Source organism: Pseudomonas cannabina, assembly GCF_900100365.1.
GTDB classification, from domain to species: domain Bacteria; phylum Pseudomonadota; class Gammaproteobacteria; order Pseudomonadales; family Pseudomonadaceae; genus Aquipseudomonas; species Aquipseudomonas cannabina.
In genome coordinates this window covers 62,335-78,714 of record NZ_FNKU01000003.1, presented here as the reverse complement: position 1 = coordinate 78,714, position 16,380 = coordinate 62,335, and the positions used below count along the sequence as shown (strand labels likewise).

General features: G+C 53.7%; 17 protein-coding genes and 3 pseudogenes. 12 read left to right on the top strand and 8 right to left on the bottom strand.

Features of this window, described 5'->3' with window-relative positions; translation table 11 throughout:
- Positions 1-81: 81 nt before the first annotated feature.
- The 4 genes from BLT55_RS33645 (at position 82) to BLT55_RS28750 (ending at position 4,831) form a co-directional block, all read left to right on the top strand.
- Positions 82-501 (top strand): hypothetical protein, encoded by a 420-nt coding sequence (locus tag BLT55_RS33645; RefSeq protein ID WP_147464754.1) that lies wholly within the window; start codon positions 82-84, stop codon positions 499-501.
- A complete protein-coding gene (locus tag BLT55_RS28760) occupies positions 498-2,429 on the top strand; it encodes a DotA/TraY family protein (protein ID WP_223862833.1) in 1,932 nt (643 codons plus the stop codon). The genes BLT55_RS33645 and BLT55_RS28760 overlap by 4 nt, the downstream gene beginning before the upstream one ends.
- A 14-nt stretch (positions 2,430-2,443) precedes the next feature.
- On the top strand, positions 2,444-3,547 hold the full coding sequence (locus tag BLT55_RS28755) for an IS5-like element ISPsy19 family transposase (protein ID WP_004663854.1): 1,104 nt from the start codon (positions 2,444-2,446) through the stop codon (positions 3,545-3,547).
- Positions 3,548-3,727: 180 nt separating this feature from the next.
- Positions 3,728-4,831: an IS5-like element ISPsy19 family transposase gene (locus BLT55_RS28750; RefSeq protein ID WP_004663854.1), complete on the top strand. Its 1,104-nt coding sequence runs from the start codon at positions 3,728-3,730 to the stop codon at positions 4,829-4,831.
- 16 nt (positions 4,832-4,847) lie between these two features.
- Here BLT55_RS28750 and BLT55_RS33785 read toward each other — a convergent pair whose 3' ends face one another.
- A complete protein-coding gene (locus tag BLT55_RS33785; protein WP_074801776.1) occupies positions 4,848-5,078 on the bottom strand; it encodes a hypothetical protein in 231 nt (76 codons plus the stop codon).
- Positions 5,079-5,270: 192 nt separating this feature from the next.
- Between BLT55_RS33785 and BLT55_RS28740 the strand changes: the two genes are divergently transcribed.
- The 6 genes and pseudogenes from BLT55_RS28740 (at position 5,271) to BLT55_RS28715 (ending at position 8,356) form a co-directional block, all read left to right on the top strand.
- The gene (locus tag BLT55_RS28740) at positions 5,271-5,768 is read left to right on the top strand and encodes a hypothetical protein (protein ID WP_054999044.1); all 498 of its coding nucleotides are present in this window, start codon (positions 5,271-5,273) and stop codon (positions 5,766-5,768) included.
- A gap of 293 nt (positions 5,769-6,061) precedes the next feature.
- Positions 6,062-6,607, top strand: coding sequence for a hypothetical protein (locus tag BLT55_RS28735; RefSeq protein ID WP_223862818.1), 546 nt, complete (start codon positions 6,062-6,064; stop codon positions 6,605-6,607).
- A gap of 27 nt (positions 6,608-6,634) precedes the next feature.
- Complete coding sequence (locus tag BLT55_RS28730; protein WP_074801773.1) at positions 6,635-6,847, top strand: hypothetical protein; 213 nt, start codon at positions 6,635-6,637, stop codon at positions 6,845-6,847.
- Between the two features lie 21 nt (positions 6,848-6,868).
- Complete coding sequence (locus tag BLT55_RS28725) at positions 6,869-7,549, top strand: hypothetical protein (RefSeq protein WP_054999042.1); 681 nt, start codon at positions 6,869-6,871, stop codon at positions 7,547-7,549.
- Between the two features lie 62 nt (positions 7,550-7,611).
- Positions 7,612-8,068, top strand: a pseudogene (locus BLT55_RS28720) (single-stranded DNA-binding protein).
- Between the two features lie 30 nt (positions 8,069-8,098).
- Entirely contained in the window at positions 8,099-8,356 is a 258-nt protein-coding gene (locus BLT55_RS28715; RefSeq protein ID WP_054999041.1) for a hypothetical protein, read from the top strand.
- 207 nt (positions 8,357-8,563) lie between these two features.
- Here BLT55_RS28715 and BLT55_RS33780 read toward each other — a convergent pair whose 3' ends face one another.
- From BLT55_RS33780 to BLT55_RS28675, 7 genes and pseudogenes are all read right to left on the bottom strand, one after another.
- Positions 8,564-9,349, bottom strand: a complete 786-nt coding sequence (locus tag BLT55_RS33780) for a hypothetical protein (RefSeq protein WP_074801767.1) — start codon at positions 9,347-9,349, stop codon at positions 8,564-8,566.
- 3 nt (positions 9,350-9,352) lie between these two features.
- Complete coding sequence (locus tag BLT55_RS28700; RefSeq protein WP_054999046.1) at positions 9,353-9,535, bottom strand: hypothetical protein; 183 nt, start codon at positions 9,533-9,535, stop codon at positions 9,353-9,355.
- A 68-nt stretch (positions 9,536-9,603) separates the two neighbouring features.
- On the bottom strand, positions 9,604-10,521 hold the full coding sequence (locus tag BLT55_RS28695; protein ID WP_054999039.1) for an Abi family protein: 918 nt from the start codon (positions 10,519-10,521) through the stop codon (positions 9,604-9,606).
- Positions 10,522-10,796: 275 nt separating this feature from the next.
- Complete coding sequence (locus tag BLT55_RS28690) at positions 10,797-11,492, bottom strand: hypothetical protein (RefSeq protein WP_223862819.1); 696 nt, start codon at positions 11,490-11,492, stop codon at positions 10,797-10,799.
- A gap of 225 nt (positions 11,493-11,717) precedes the next feature.
- Positions 11,718-11,960, bottom strand: a pseudogene (locus BLT55_RS28685) (antirestriction protein ArdR); the annotation flags it as partial.
- A 260-nt stretch (positions 11,961-12,220) separates the two neighbouring features.
- A complete protein-coding gene (locus BLT55_RS33640) occupies positions 12,221-12,391 on the bottom strand; it encodes a hypothetical protein (protein ID WP_167359986.1) in 171 nt (56 codons plus the stop codon).
- A gap of 43 nt (positions 12,392-12,434) precedes the next feature.
- Entirely contained in the window at positions 12,435-12,989 is a 555-nt protein-coding gene (locus BLT55_RS28675) for a hypothetical protein (RefSeq protein WP_054999035.1), read from the bottom strand.
- Positions 12,990-13,610: 621 nt separating this feature from the next.
- Between BLT55_RS28675 and BLT55_RS28665 the strand changes: the two genes are divergently transcribed.
- On the top strand, positions 13,611-14,597 hold the full coding sequence (locus BLT55_RS28665; protein ID WP_208601292.1) for a hypothetical protein: 987 nt from the start codon (positions 13,611-13,613) through the stop codon (positions 14,595-14,597).
- Positions 14,598-14,647: 50 nt separating this feature from the next.
- Positions 14,648-15,871: pseudogene (locus BLT55_RS28660) on the top strand (IS91 family transposase); the annotation flags it as partial.
- Between the last annotated feature and the right edge of the window lie 509 nt (positions 15,872-16,380).

Here is a 16,380-nt window from a genome sequence, read left to right as displayed (position 1 = left end):
CAACGCTCTGGAGGCCTTGATTTATCTGGGGGGCAACAGCTGGGTTTTAGAATAAATCAGCGTCTCCCTAAGCAGGCTTTGTTGCACAGTGATATCGACGAGTCTACTGAACGTAAGCCGATGTCGTTCGAGGAAGCGATAGCCAACCGTGAACCAGGTGCAATGTCTGTTGAGCAACTGCACCTTTTCTTCTTGCGCCGGAAGCGCGCTGCGCTTTTCGCTGGCTCAATATTTTGGTTGCTGGGGCTGATCGGTCTCACCATGGGGCTCATCAACGGTTCGACGAAAACGGTCATACAAAGCCTACTGTCGATTGCGACTGCATCACCTCTGTTATTCGCGCTCGCATTAAGCGCTCAATTTCGGATGTGGCAATTGACTACCCGTCGCCTGTCTGCGGCAGAGCGCGGCGGGTTCAACGATTTTAAAATCGAAAACCCAGACTGGTTGTTGAAGACGCTGAATCCCCAAATCGGCAAATCCAGCGGAGCTCGGCTATGAAAGCAATCGCGAATAAAAGCTTTTGGCTCTTGGTAGCCTGGTTGGTTTCTGTGCCTGCTCGGGCAGCGGATGGAACAACCATCAGCGAAATTGCTGCAGCTGCGAAAAGGACAGGCGATAAGTCCCGAGAAGCACTGGTGTCGATTTACGGGAATGTGGTCAACAACCCATTGGCAGGGGGAGACACCAGTGGCGATACCATCCTCGCTAGCATCTTCTCGGTATTCAACGGCGCACTGTTGGTGGTTGGGGCGATTTGGGCTTGCTACATCGTTTTTAGAAAGCTAACCCGGACTGCTCATGACGGGTCAGTTTTCGATAAACAGCAATCAAGCATCTGGGGGCCGGTACGGCTTGTCTGGGGCTTGGTGTCGCTGGTACCAACAGCAAGCGGCTGGTCGCTATCGCAACTGCTGATGTTGTGGGGTGCCTCTGTGATGGGTATTGGCATTGCTAACCTCGGCGTCGATAACGCGATGGAAGCTTTCACTGACGGCACGTCGATGGTAGTTCAACCTGTGATGCCGTCGACGGTAGGACTCGCGCATAGCGTTTTCGAGGCAAATCTTTGCCTGCACGGTATCAATGCAGGGATAGCTCAGGCCCAAGCAAGCGGCGCTCTGGTTACCCAAAATGGATACGTCCAGCAGTCTGCAACCCAAAGTGGATTCATACTCAAGAATTCAAGTTTTGTCTGTGGTGGGGCAGACATTCAAGGCGATCTGGAGCCTCAGGCGGTATCAACTAATTGGTTTGGCGGCACCATTGATGTGTCGGACATACGTCAAGCTCACCTTGCGGCGCTTCAGGCCATGCAGGCCTCTCTGAGCACTAGCGCGCAAAACTTCGTCAACGCGGTGATCCAACGACAATCAGGGCAAACTAATTCCCTCCCTGATGTGGAGATGGCAGTTCAGTCAGCAGCGCAGGCATACGAGAACTCCGTCAACAGCGTCGCAGCTACCAAGCAGGGCAACATTGGCGAGCTGGCCAGCAAGATGAACTCAAGCATCAAAGAGGGTGGATGGTGGACTCTGGGTGCCTGGTACCAGACGTTCGCCCAAGCAAACACTAAGCTGTCAGATGCTATGGCAGCAAAAGCATCTGTGTTCGGCATGTCCTCTGGTGGGGATCCTGCAATTGTGAACGTCTACGCCTCCTCAATGGCGGCGTACAAGGCTCAACAGGAAACCTCTACCTGGACAAGCACCTTGGGTACTCAATCCAGCGGTGACTACTCCAAAGGGGCTGGAGGGGCCGATGCGGGTAGCATTATTGGCAGTATTTTTTCCGCGCCAGGTCAACGGATCGTCAACTACCTGGTCGACGTCAATGCCGGCGGCGAAGGCATGGGTCAGCTGAATCCTCTGATCAAGATGAAAAACCTCGGCGATTACACAATGGTCGCGGCCGAGACAGCCCTTGGTGGCTACGTAGCTGCCAAAACTCTTGAAAAGGTCAAGGAGGGCTGGAGTGTTGCCGGTGCGTTCTCGAAAGTTGCGAACGCAGTCTCATCCGTGGGCGATGCACTTTCCGGCGTCCTTGGCGCTGTAGGCCCCTTCATCATCATGCTCATCATCGCCTTGTTTATCCTGGGCGGCACACTCTCTACCTATTTGCCGATGGTTCCTTTCATCATTTGGTTTGGAGCTGCTGTTAATTGGCTGGTTGTGGTTGGCGAGGCTGTTATCGCAGCACCACTCTGGGCTATCACTCACCTGAACGGTGAAGGCGATGGGATGGGGCAAAAGACAACCCACGGCTACATCTTTCTGCTGAATGTGATGGTCCGACCGATCCTGATGGTTCTGGGTTTCTTTCTGGGCGGTGCAGCTCTGATCGCAGGCGGCACACTGCTGAACCAGTTGTTCGGTGTCGCATTAGGAGGGTGTAGACAAAATAAATTAAACTTTCACTCCCTTGTCTGAATAGCCCTCAAGCCATGCCTAAAACCGGACGTCCTCGCTCGATTGCCGCCGAGCACTATCCCGTGCTGGTGAAACTCGCTCATGCACAGCCCTATTCCAGCCAGGCCGAATTGGCGCTCGTATTCTTCGCCGAAACCGGTATCACTGCGCATCCCGACACCTTTGCAAAAGCGTTGAAAATGGCAGGGATTACGCGTGTAAAGCAGCGGGCCAAGGGAAGTTTTCAGTCACCTGAACCTAATAAAGCCTATGGCTACAATGAAACCCACCGCCGCCAACTGCCGGAGCAGCTATATCCGAGTTGCTTGACAGATACCGAGTGGGCACTGGTCGCCGACCTGTTTGAAAGCCAGGGCGGACGAGGAGTGCCACCGCTTCACTCTCGGCGCACGTTGCTGGAAGCCTGTTGCTATGTCGTACGCACGGGGTGCTCATGGCGAATGCTACCCCGCGATTTTCCTCATTGGGACAATGTCTACAAAACGTTCCGCCGGTGGAGCGCTCAAGGCAAGTTCGAGCAAATGCATGATCGCTTGCGAGCTCAATGGCGTGAGCGGGAAGAACGCGCTGACAGCCCGTCAGCAGCGATCCTGGATTCACAGTCGACCCGCAGTTCTCCTCAAGGCGGTGACAGCGGCTACGACGCAGGCAAAAAAGTGAAGGGGCGTAAACGAAGTCTGATTGTCGATACATTGGGCCTGCTGCTGGCTGTCAGTATCAGTGCTGCAAGCGTGCAGGATCGTGACGCGGCGGATGATGCGGTGGCGTACTCGAAGGAAAAATATCCGTCACTGAGCACGCTTTTTGTTGATAGTGCGTACGCAGGAAAATGGGCACAGCGCACCCATCAACTGCACGCTATCGATGTTCAAGTGATCCGTGGCCCGAATAACAGAAGAACAGGGCAATGGCACTCTGAACAAGGCGATCTATTTTCCGTGGAGCCTGTTCAGACTGGATTTGTGGTCATGCCCAAGCGATGGGTAGTGGAGCGAACTCATGCCTGGAATGAGAGAGCTCGGCGACTGATCATGCATCATGATCGCCTTTTTGCGGTAAGCGAGGCATGGGTTTGGTTGGCCGAGGCTCGAATACTCGCGCGCCGACTCACTACATGATTTTGTCTACACCCTCTAGGTATCCTCTGAAAAAGCCCATTTTTTTGGAGAGGAACCGGGCTGGAGCGCCTGTATTTACTGGCTTCGACTTTTGAAGAAAAGGCTTTTTCAGACCTTCCTTAGAGGGTGTAGACAAAATAAATTAAACTTTCACTCCCTTGTCTGAATAGCCCTCAAGCCATGCCTAAAACCGGACGTCCTCGCTCGATTGCCGCCGAGCACTATCCCGTGCTGGTGAAACTCGCTCATGCACAGCCCTATTCCAGCCAGGCCGAATTGGCGCTCGTATTCTTCGCCGAAACCGGTATCACTGCGCATCCCGACACCTTTGCAAAAGCGTTGAAAATGGCAGGGATTACGCGTGTAAAGCAGCGGGCCAAGGGAAGTTTTCAGTCACCTGAACCTAATAAAGCCTATGGCTACAATGAAACCCACCGCCGCCAACTGCCGGAGCAGCTATATCCGAGTTGCTTGACAGATACCGAGTGGGCACTGGTCGCCGACCTGTTTGAAAGCCAGGGCGGACGAGGAGTGCCACCGCTTCACTCTCGGCGCACGTTGCTGGAAGCCTGTTGCTATGTCGTACGCACGGGGTGCTCATGGCGAATGCTACCCCGCGATTTTCCTCACTGGGACAATGTCTACAAAACGTTCCGCCGGTGGAGCGCTCAAGGCAAGTTCGAGCAAATGCATGATCGCTTGCGAGCTCAATGGCGTGAGCGGGAAGAACGCGCTGACAGCCCGTCAGCAGCGATCCTGGATTCACAGTCGACCCGCAGTTCTCCTCAAGGCGGTGACAGCGGCTACGACGCAGGCAAAAAAGTGAAGGGGCGTAAACGAAGTCTGATTGTCGATACATTGGGCCTGCTGCTGGCTGTCAGTATCAGTGCTGCAAGCGTGCAGGATCGTGACGCGGCGGATGATGCGGTGGCGTACTCGAAGGAAAAATATCCGTCACTGAGCACGCTTTTTGTTGATAGTGCGTACGCAGGAAAATGGGCACAGCGCACCCATCAACTGCACGCTATCGATGTTCAAGTGATCCGTGGCCCGAATAACAGAAGAACAGGGCAATGGCACTCTGAACAAGGCGATCTATTTTCCGTGGAGCCTGTTCAGACTGGATTTGTGGTCATGCCCAAGCGATGGGTAGTGGAGCGAACTCATGCCTGGAATGAGAGAGCTCGGCGACTGATCATGCATCATGATCGCCTTTTTGCGGTAAGCGAGGCATGGGTTTGGTTGGCCGAGGCTCGAATACTCGCGCGCCGACTCACTACATGATTTTGTCTACACCCTCTTAGCGAATGCTCAGTTCGACTCGACCACTGGGCTGTTCTCGATCATTTTCTTCCTGACCATCTACTGCTCGATGAGCTTGAACCTGGTCCATAGCTGCTTCAACCTGATCATGATTGTCCCTGACCAAGTGATCAACTGGGTAGGTGGCCACGCATCTGCAACCATGGGCCGTGATGATAACGAGAAGATGAAAAATGCCATGAATGTGTTCGGCAGTAAGCTGGAACATCTCGTACCACGTCCTGGACCTCAAGGAGGACCGAACAGAGGGACAAAAGCAGGTGACGGTATAAAATCTTAGGAATGACGAACGGGGCCTTTTGGCCCCGTTATCAATAGGGCTTTGACCTGTCAAGAGGTCGTGGTAGAATAAAATCATAGATTCCGTATCGTATACCTGATACGAAAGATGGAGATCATTATGAACATTGCATGGTGGATTCTTCGGCCTTTTTACCTGATGGGGCTGGTGCCGGTCGTACCGGTCGCCTTGATCGCATGCTTCGATTACCGCCGTGACCCTGAGGTTGCAGGCATGCTGATCGTGGCTGGATTGTTGTACGTAGCGCTTGGGTACTTTTTGCTTGCTGTCGTGCCAGGTATGTTGCGACGACGCCTGGAGCGCAAGGTAGACAGCTTCAAACGTGCAGGTTTCAAGCCTCGCTATGAAGCTGTTTCCGTTGCCTACAACCGCTACGTAGGTTTCGATCCGGTGGCTAAGCAGGCCTTGTACGTCGACATCAGCACCGGTGGCGTGATGATGGATTTCGATAAGATCGATAGCTGGGAGATCAGTCCCGACAATAGCCCTCATCCGTTACTCAGACTCGTTACAACCCTTCCAAACCTGCGTGAGATTGGTGTGAGAATCAAACGTCCAGGGGCTTGGAAGTCCGATATGCATACTTTGTTCGGATGAGCTGCACGAACGATCTACTCAAAGGAATGGAGCTTTCCATGAAGTTTAAACTGACTGCGCTGTCTCTCGCAGCCTGCTGTCTCATGGTCGGATGCGACAAGCCAAATACAGAACAAGCGCCTAGCGCAGCCTCCTCGGGTTCATCACTGCTGAACAGCCCTAAAGTCAGCAGAACGAGAGATTCTAATACTCCAGTCGAGCCTCAATTTCAGAGACCGGCTGACGCCTCGGTCCCCCTGAGTGGGTACGTAGACCTAAACACTCTTCCTGGGGGTCAGGCACTCACGTACCTGGTGCTGGCCAAGTCTCCGAGCGGCACGACAACCGACCAGAAATTGGGCTGGTTATCTGCGGACTATCAAGCCACCTCTGACGCGTTTAAAAGACGTGACATCGAAAAGGCTAAATGGCCGGCGATACAGGAGCAGCTGAACGAGTACGGCAAAAACGACTACTACTCTCTCCCGATAAAAGCCGCTTCGGTAGCTGAGGGTATGGGTTTGCAAAACGTCATGGTTGGCCCATATGACTTCACCAATTCTTCATTTCCGATCACCAGCTATGGCCAATATTGCTGGGCGAACCCGGTGCGCAATACTGCCGGGATGAACCTGCAGATCAAACCGTCTGGGTTCCCCTGCAGCATAAGAGTCGAAGACCAGGATAGAGCCCGGGAGATCGAGCAGGCGAGGGCGCAGGGCTCCCTCGATCTCAGGGGTACGTTGTACCTGTACATTCCGATTTCATCCGGAATGACTGCCACTGGTGAAGTTGTGCACGGCGTCATCGAGCTGCGCGATCGTCTGTCTTCAAAAGTGCTGACGACCGTCAATTTGTGATGGCCACCGTATAACTCGGAGTTGCATATGAAGAAATTAGTGCACCGCGAGCCTTGGTGGGAGCTTCCTCCTAAGCCAGGGCAAAATGAAACGGATTGCAGTTGGGGCTACCTGGAGCAATACGACGACGGCTCGTTCAACTTCGACAATACGCAAAGGCCCAGCGATGACGAGATCCGTAATCGCAAAGGCTGCAGATCAAACCCAAATCGTGAAGGCGTCACCACTCAGAACGATTGAGCAATTTGAAAGGAGGCACCCATGAGTGCATTGAGCGTTCCAGATTGGCAGGCAGTCCTTAAGGATATCGCAGACCAGAAACGTCACAGGCTGACCGGAAGTGAATACAAGGAGTTGGTGGGGTTGATCGATGCCCAACCCAAGGACGTGGAGCACCTGGTGCAGACGAGAAAGCTCATTGCCCAGTTGGCACAACACCAAGGGCCGGAGGCCCCAGCTCCGTTTCGGGACCGTGGCCATAACCTTGCGTTCCAAGTTGAGTCGTTGCCGGCAGCACCTGCAGAAGGCGACGAACGTCTCCGCGAGCGAGTAATCGCTGGTGAACGGGTTTTCGCATCCCGTGAATTCAAACACACCTCCGAAGCCGCGCAACTCAACGAGCGAGGGGAGATGGGGCGCCTGGTGCACGGACACCGCCTCGATGTCATGCACAAAACTGACGGGCCTGGTGATCGGTTCGACGTGTTCCTCGTCAAAACCGCAACTCATATTCCATACAGCACCGGAATTCCCGGGAAGCCGGTAGACGGTGAGCGAACGGCGCACGGTCAGTTCCACTCATTCGCCGAGGCAGGCGCAAGCATCGATCAGACGGTAGGGGTTAAACGCCATTCTGAGCTGATTCGTGAACGCCAAGCCGAACACGGCATTCACTTCAAAGAAGCTCCACCGGCAATTCCTAAAGCACCCCGGCCAGCGTAGAAACCACCTATCAAACCAAGACTACAGCTACTTCATTAACGATTCGTAAGGAGGGCCACACCATGGCGCGAGGTGTAAACAAAGTCATTCTTGTCGGTACGTGTGGCCAGGATCCCGAAGTTCGCTACTTGCCTAACGGTAACGCCGTGACCAACCTGAGTCTGGCAACCAGCGAACAGTGGACCGACAAGCAGTCCGGTCAGAAAGTCGAAAAGACCGAATGGCACCGTGTATCGATGTTCGGCAAAGTCGCCGAAATCGCTGGCGAATACCTGCGCAAGGGTTCGCAGGTCTACATCGAAGGCAAGCTGCAGACCCGAGAATGGGAAAAAGACGGTATCAAGCGTTACACAACTGAAATCGTCGTCGACATGCAAGGTACGATGCAGCTCCTCGGTGGACGTCCTCAGGGTGACCAACAAGCGCAGGACGCCACGTAATCAACAGCCGCATCCGGTCCCGCAGCAGGCAGCGCCCGGATCAGCTCCGGACTTTAACGAAGACAAAATACCGTTCTGAATGTAGGCTTTTGAACAAAGGAGTTACCACATGGAAGATAGTGAAGCAGACATACCCGCGTTCCTTTTCTACTTGCTCTTTTTTGCAGGATCGTTTGGCCTTGCTGGCAATAATTTGTTCAATGACAACCTTTTCCGCTGGCTTTTTTGGTGCAGCGTTTTGATGACGGTCATTGGCGGCTTGGGAACAGTTTTGAGACTCGGCCTGGCGGCAGCTGCTGAAAAAAAAAGCTGGGCCCAAAGTGAAGACAATCGGCTCGCCGCCGCTGAAACGGGAAAATCGGAGTGACGACTAAAACCTTCAGTCAGTGGCTATATGAGGATGGGCGAAAGGAAGCCCTGCAGGACGTGTATTTCGACGATCAGATGGGTCCTGGGAGCGAGTTTTTGGACTGGGCTCAGTCTGTTTACAACGCGATGCAGAAGCCCTTCAGTCCAAGTGAACCACGTCCACGGATCTGGCCATTTACTGAATGAGCGGTAAGTAAAACGCTCATCATTTAACTCTCTCAAAATTGCCAGTGGCGGTTTTCTTGTCGGCCTCGGATATCTGCTTTATGTAAGCGGCAACCCGAGTGGGTGAGACACCTGCAAGCATTGCGATCAAATTGTTTGGTACCAATCCAAAGAGGTGCCGGTACTGCTCCAATTTGGAAACTCTTCGGTAGGGCTGAACCCTGAGGAAAAGCCGGCGCTGCTCGACAACTGAGATTGGTACGTTGACTGCGCGGCTAATCTTAGAATTAGACATTGATCCAAGCAATGATTCGAACCCAAGCCAAGGGCCGTGAAAATCATGCCAACCGGGCTGTTGGCCTGGTTGAGGATCAGCAGCCAAAACGCGATGCAATCCAAATGCCTCCCGTATCGATGCGATGCTCTCCACGTCGACGCCAGAGAGCCTGGACACGTCTTCATCTGGTACCAGTCCCAAAAGCTGTCTGAAGGGTCTCACAGGGTGACCCAAAGGTAGTCTTTGACGGCGCTGCAGGGGATCAGGACGCAAAAATGGAGCTAAGCCCTCAGTGCGTCGATAGGTTGTGACGCTCTTCACCGATGCCCCACATATCCGGGCGATGGTCAGATCCGAGTTATCATCAAACATATGGCGATAGGGTTTGATCAACTGATTGATCGACCAGACCTCAATGCAGAACAACTCGCGCCGGTGACTAATGACCTTTACCGAGGTGCCGACCAACCCAGCAAGCTTCCTGTCGGTCATCGTTCCTAATTTGCAGTCATACCACCTGGCTAAACCGATCTTCCCCCAGTTGACCATGGCTTACCGGTTCTCGATGTCGGCCAAGGTCTGCGCGAAGGCCTGATCGAGCAAGCTTGGTTTCTTCTTCCAAGGCCTTTTCTCAGGTTCTGGCTCTGCAGCATAAAGTGTCACCGCTTCAGGGTTAGCCTGCAGGTGACGCTCAAACTGCTCCTGCAGCTGCTTTCGCAATTCTTCCTTTGTCACAGATAGATCCTCGTCTTCATCAAGGGGGCTACACCTGGGCCAGGTCCTTGCCTGCAAAATCGCACACCTCAATTCCAGAATGCGCGCTGGTCCCATCCAGGAGAGAAACCCATAATTGTCTCGTCCAACCCAGCTTTTTGTAGAGCACCTGCAGGGCAGCTCTGTACAACAGATTTGAATCGCTGCTTCCAATTAGAGGTGGGGTCGATCACTCTCAATAGCGCAACCAGAGTCACGGCACGAGCAGCAACTCGTCCTCGATCCGCATGGCTTGGGAATTCGGCTTTCAAAGCATTCACTTGTAAGGGCGCGTTCACCAGGTTGTTTTTGTTCCATAGCCGAGAATGGTGTGCACAAACATTACGCAACATGTTGATGCTTTTGAACCAAGTGACAAGCACCTTCTCGTCAAAACCAAAAGCTGTAGCGATTGCCTTCCTGTGAGTAATTTGCAGATTTGCATACAGGTGGGATAGAGGGCCAAATGTGACAGCCTCAAGTATCGCCCAGATCGGCGCATGCGGAGGGGTGTGATAGGTCTTGAGGTAGTGGTCAACTGGCTGGTGTTTAACGGTGTTCGGGTCGCAGACAGCCTTCATGAAGGCTGTGTGGCCAGGTGCGTTAGCAAAATGCATCGCATCCAAGTAGAAGTGCGGACCAGCGGCAGGATCCGGAGCAAGTGTGTTCGTTATCGCGGCACGCAAGGCCACCTCTATGCGTTCGACTGCATCAAGACAGATAAGCCTCAAACGCCTGTCGAAGTCGTACAGTGCCATGACGTCATCGAACTCGACGGACGGATAAAAAATCTTGGTATGGCTATTCTGTAGCGGACGCATGTAGATCAGTAACCGGTAGTAACCGATAAGATCGAGCGAATGCAGCGCCTTTGCTTGATCAGGGACAGCTAAGCCCTTGGCAAGAAGGTGTGCGAGCAGTTGAGGCGTAGTTTTCGCCTGTTTTGTGTAGGCTATGCTTGGGGCCATGAGAGCTTCCTGCTCACTTTTCTACAGGCAAAAAGAAACCCCCTGGTGCGCAGTGCAGGCCTAAGCCCGCCCGAGGCGTGGAGGTTGTGGTTGCTGGTAATTCTACGCATAGATGACACGAGCGTCAACTTAGGGCACCTGCAGACGTTACAAGTCCGTCCCGTTCGAGTTCAGAGCATCCATGGAGCTGGGGCTAGATAGGGTGACTTGTCGCCCATGATGGCTCCAGCCAGCAAGCCAAAGGCGCGGTAGCCGCTTGATTGCCGGCATGGGCTCTACCAGCCCGCGTAGTGTGTGACCAAGTGCCCCCATGCCGGCAATGCTGCGTTGTCACGCAGGACGGTCATCGCCTCGGCAGCACTGATCTTCGTGGGGCAACCAGTGAGGTAGATCTTGTCTTTGCTCTGGTTGTACAGCCGCATGATGGTCAAGACCATCACCTTCTGAAGAGGGGTCATTGCGCGGTAGGCTCGACGCAGCTCTTTAATGTCGGCAGGGATCACGGCCCAATCGCCTGCCCAATCAATGCCTCGTGGCCGTAGGCTGTAGTGGTCGCCATTGCCTGCTGAGTCGAAGCGCATGAAACAGTTGTTCAGGTCATATGTATTGACGATGTTCCAAACAGCTTTGCCAAAGATCCGCGCCCGGGCGTCTGAGCCTTCAAACGAAGGCGGAGTACAACCACACGCCATGGCTAGCGCCGCGTGTTCGGTGTAATCCATTGAGGGAACCTTATCCACCATATCCCGAAGCAAATAACCTGGGAATCGCCCAGCCGCGAAAGTTTCGTTCACCGCTGCGTAGGCTGCTAGCGCGGCAGGCATTTGCGAATGATGAACATGGGACTTGCTTGCAGTATGCACGTCCGTGAGCTCCCAAACATTCGGAGATGCCTGATGAACCCCTAGCCCGTTCAAAAGCTCAATCGCGTCAGCGGCATAGTTCGAATTTGCGATCATTTTTTCTTCCACGGTCAAAGGTATTTCAGTCGTTTGCGGGTCTGGTCGTATATCTCTTCACCAGCATCACGGGGGGGTGATTGTCATTTCCACGCCGCCGTCCCATTCGGCTAACACTTCACCTCCGCACGCAGAGCAGGCTGTAGTGATCTCCGCTGTCAGCTCCATCAGATGCAGCTGTCCAGCATGGCCACAGCCAGCGCAGTGGTAAACGTAAAGTACGAGTGGTGCGGGAGTGTCAGGTGACACAACGACCCAGCATTTCGCGCCGTCATAGTCGTTGCCACCTTCAGCGAGGAAGACATGGCCATCCTCGTCCACTGCATAGACGCCTGGCCGCTCATGATAAGCATCACGCAAGCAGTCTTTCCAGCCATAGACCGCACCTTGCCAGAGCAATACAACGCCACCCTGGTGTTCCTGGTTGCGTGTGCGCCACTCTGTAGCAATACCGCATAGCAGATCAGTCAATTGACTCATGCTTACCTCCTACGAAGCTGCAGGTGATGCCAATACATGCAAAAGTTTCCCAAACGCAGCCTCCAATAGGTGAGCTTCCGAAGGGTTATCTAGAATGGCACGGCACTGGTCTGGCCCTACAAGTCGCAGCGCCTTAACAAGCGCTTGGTACTCAGCTTTGTCAAAGCGACTTGCGCCTGCATGCGGGATCTCAGTGTCCCCCACAAGCGCGGCTGCAATTGTTACGTAGGGGTAGCTACTCACGATCATTTTCCTCTAACTTAGTGCGGGTAGCGGTGACGTGCTTTGGCGCGCTTGTTCGCTTCCTGAATAATGCCCGGTGTCGCCATCCAGGCCAGCCCGGTGAAGATCACCGCGACCAGCACTACAATGCCGAACCACTGTGAGTCAGTCGAGAACAGGTACAGTGAGGCTACCGCGCTAACACACATGCCCAGTGTCTGAATTGGAGCAACCTTCAGAGCTGAGATCGCCTCATCCATTGGGTTTCTTTTCATCTGGCTTTCCTTTACTTATTAGATCGGCGAACAAACCTTCATATTTGAAGCTGACCAGAGCATGCAAATCGCGCTTTTCGCTATCGTTGCATTTGGCTTTGGAGTCCTCGTAGTAATAGAGGGCGCTTGATTTGAGGTCGCCAACTATGTCCACCCACGACACGTCATACCAGCATCGCTCCTCACCCGGGTCTGCGTCGTACTGAGCCTTCAATTGAAAACGACTTATGGCCTTCCACTTGAAAGTGCCGGTGCTGGGTTCAAATTGGTAAAGAAGTCCAAGCTTGTCGCTGAGATTTTGCAGCGCCTCTTGCGGGGTAGCCCCAGTTGAAGACGGGAACAGTGGGTTATCGCCGAGAAACGCCATTGCTTCAGTCGCTTCAAAGTTGCCACCGTCAAGCATGCCAAACAGAAAGTCGGTCGCAGAACGATGGGCGACAATCGCTCGGAAGCCACCGCCATAACGCTGATCTTCCAAACCCAGATGGTCTTGAGTTGCCTCAAGGTACTTGTTCAGTGCATCCAATTCCATGCCGTTTACCTGCTAGATCATGTGGGCCTAAAACGGAACTCATCTACGTCCACGGCCCCGGTTGTGCCAGGGTTGGATGTGCCAGTTCATTAACACGGGTCTGCAGGAGGAAGCCTTAAGCTTTTGTTTTCAGGTAAGGCCCAGACCAATTTCTTTAGCATTGGGTGCCAGCGCAGCTGGTAGCTGTAGCGCCCGTGATAACGACTGTTTTTGGGCCCAACGACCTCTGTGAACTCGTTGCCGACACGAGCCATTCGCTGGCCATCAAATGGACCGCCAATTACAAGCAGCTTCTGGCTCTCATCACGCACCATGTGATTCATTTGTCCTGAATGACGCCACAACTGAGACAACCATATCCGTCATCAGCAACAAAATCGAAATACCCAAAAATGCAAAACCCAGTTGACTCACCCAACGCAAACCCGTCTGTTGGCCTGTTTCGAGCAAGCCAATTGCGATACCTAGGGAGACGCTGATTTATTCTAAAACCCAGCTGTTGCCCCCAGATAAATCAAGGCCTCCAGAGCGTTGCAGGGACGAAAAATCGAATAAATCAGCGCCTCCCTAGAGGATGCTCAGATTGCTACATCTGCAGATCTGACACGGACTGTTCAACTGGTGGCAATCAAAGAAATTGCGAATGTCAATGCCTTGGCGGATGGCGGGAGCGTCCCAATAGCTTTAGCTGGACTTACCGTCATCTACGGAGAAAACGGGGCTGGGAAGTCGGGTTACTCCAGGGTATTTAAGCATGCATGTCGTGCCAGAGATCGGCGCGAGCCCATACTTCCCAACGCAAACCTAGACCCAAAAAATGTCGGCGTCGCCCAAGCCGTGTTCGAGGCTGTGATTGACGGTGTGGCTACCGACCTTCATTGGCAATACGGTGTATCGGCACCTGAACCGCTTTCGGACATATCCATCTTTGATACCCACTGTGCCCGTGCTTACATCGATAATCATGGAGACTTTGCTTACGCCCCATACGGGCTGGATATCTTGGAGGGATTGGCTAGCGTCTGTAACAAGCTCAAACTGCGTGCCACACAAGAGAAAACGGCGAATGCTCCGAGTGATGCAGCATATACCGCGCTTGCGAAAGAGCGGACTGCGGTCGCCGCTGTACTAAATGGCATTCCAACCACAACCAAACCTGAGCATATTGAGACCTTGGTCACGCTCAGCCAGATAGAGCAAGATCGATTTACCCTATTGAGCAAAACTCTTGCCGAGGCTGATCCAAAGCAAAAAGCTCAGGCATTGCACCAGAAGGCGGCGCGCCTGTCGGGGTTAAAAGACCGCATTGCGACAGCTGTTTCGCTGATCGACGATGAAAAGGTCAACCTGCTTAAGCAACTTATTGATAAGTCGAAAACGGCCAAAGCAGCAGCAGATCTGGCTGCTGCTGAATTCAAACAGACCCCGGGGCAACTTGCTGGTACTGGTGGTGAAGAATGGAAGGTGCTGTTTGAAGCAGCACAAGTTTTCGCGAAAGTGAGCCACCCTGACCATGAGTTTCCAAGGTTTCCTGAAGACGCTGCTTGCCCTCTTTGCCAGAACAGGGCAGCCTGCGGCTGCAAATCGCCCGTTCTTACGATCGCGTAGCAGCAGAAACATGGATTTGAGCTTTGTCATGAGGCCCATTATTGATCATCATGAAGCCTGCTTACCCACCGCTGCTTCAGATGAGTCCAGCCTACACACCTCGACCGCTCAAAAACCTCTTCACCACCAATCAATGCTGGGCACGCCTCCTCGAGGAGGGCGGCTTGCGCGACATCGAAGTCGAGTCCGTCAGCAAAATGCTGGCCTGCGGCACCTCGATCCTGGGCGTCAAACACTACACCTGCGGCAACCACAGCTGCCCGCACGTCAAATACCTGTGCAACACCTGCAGTTGCCGCGCCTGTCCATCCTGCGGCAAAAAAGCTACCGATCAGTGGATCGCCAATCAACAGCACCGCTTACCCGAGTGTACCTGGCAACACCTGGTGTTCACATTGCCTGACACCCTGTGGCCGCTGTTCTTTCATAACCGTCACTGGCTCGATGCCTTGTGTCGCCTGGCCGTCGACAACCTGCTCTATGCGGGCCGACGCCGGGGCGTGGAAGTGGGTGTTTTCTGCGCCATCCACACCTACGGCCGGCGACTTAACTGGCACCCACACATCCATGTCTCGGTCACCTTGGGTGGGATCGATGACGCAGGTGTCTGGAAAGATCTGTCGTTTCATCCATCAGCCTTGCGTCGGCGCTGGATGTGGAATGTACGCCAGTACCTGCTCAGTCAGTGGGAGCACACCACCGTCCCACCTGAAAACGCTCATCTGCAGAGCGAAAATGACTGGCGTCACCTTGTGCTCAACGCCGGTGGTCAGCACTGGCACATCCACTTGTCGAAGAAGACGAAAAACGGCAAAAAGACCGTCAATTACCTGGGCCGCTACCTGAAAAAACCGCCCATCTCGGGCAGCCGATTGGCGCACTACACCTGCGGGGCCACGTTGAGCTTCACCTACCTGGATCACCGCACCAAGACCTATCAGCAGGAAACGCTGAGCCAGACCGACATGCTGCGCCGGGTGGTGCAGCACATCCCGGAGAAGCACTTTCGAATGATCCGGTATTTTGGATTTCTGGCCAACCGCGTCTGTGGCCGACAGCTACCCCGGGTGTATGAGGCGCTACGCATGGAAAGGCGTGGCAAAGCGCAAAAACTGTATTTTGCGCAGATGAGCAAAGCGTTCTTGCATCGGGATCCGTTCAGCTGCGTGCTGTGCGGAGCACGGATGGTTTATACCGCAGCCATCGCCGGCCTGACCGTGCAGGGCTTGATCAACAACGCTCAAAGCATCGCGCAATTGAGGTACGTGCCGGCCTTAGACGGGAGAGGTGCGTCCAAAATCTGGAAAAGGTACAGAAAAGTCGCTTTCAATCCATTTTTCGGCGTGGGTGATGGGTGAAAAAAGCTTTTTGCCAACATCGACGCCACGTTGGCATCACGCAGAGGGGACCTTTTTCGGCGGATTACCTTGTATAGGAATTATTGAAATTCCTATACATGAACAGAGTTAACTGTATGGACTGGTCCTCAACGCTCAGGCGATCGCGCAGATGAGGTACGTGAAGCCCTGACAGGGGGAAGGTGCGTCCGCACCTAGGCTTCGCGGTGAAATAACCTGCATTAACGCTGATTTATAGGGATTTTCACTGCATAAGTAACGCATCAGCGTCTTCCTACACATCGCTATGAAGGCATGACGCCTCCTTCCAAGCGTCAGCTTGATGCATAGGCATTTTGAAATTCCTATGCATGGACGCACAGTTAACGGCGTGCCGCCATCACCCGTCAACTCAAGCCGACCAACTGCGCAAAACGCATGCCTTC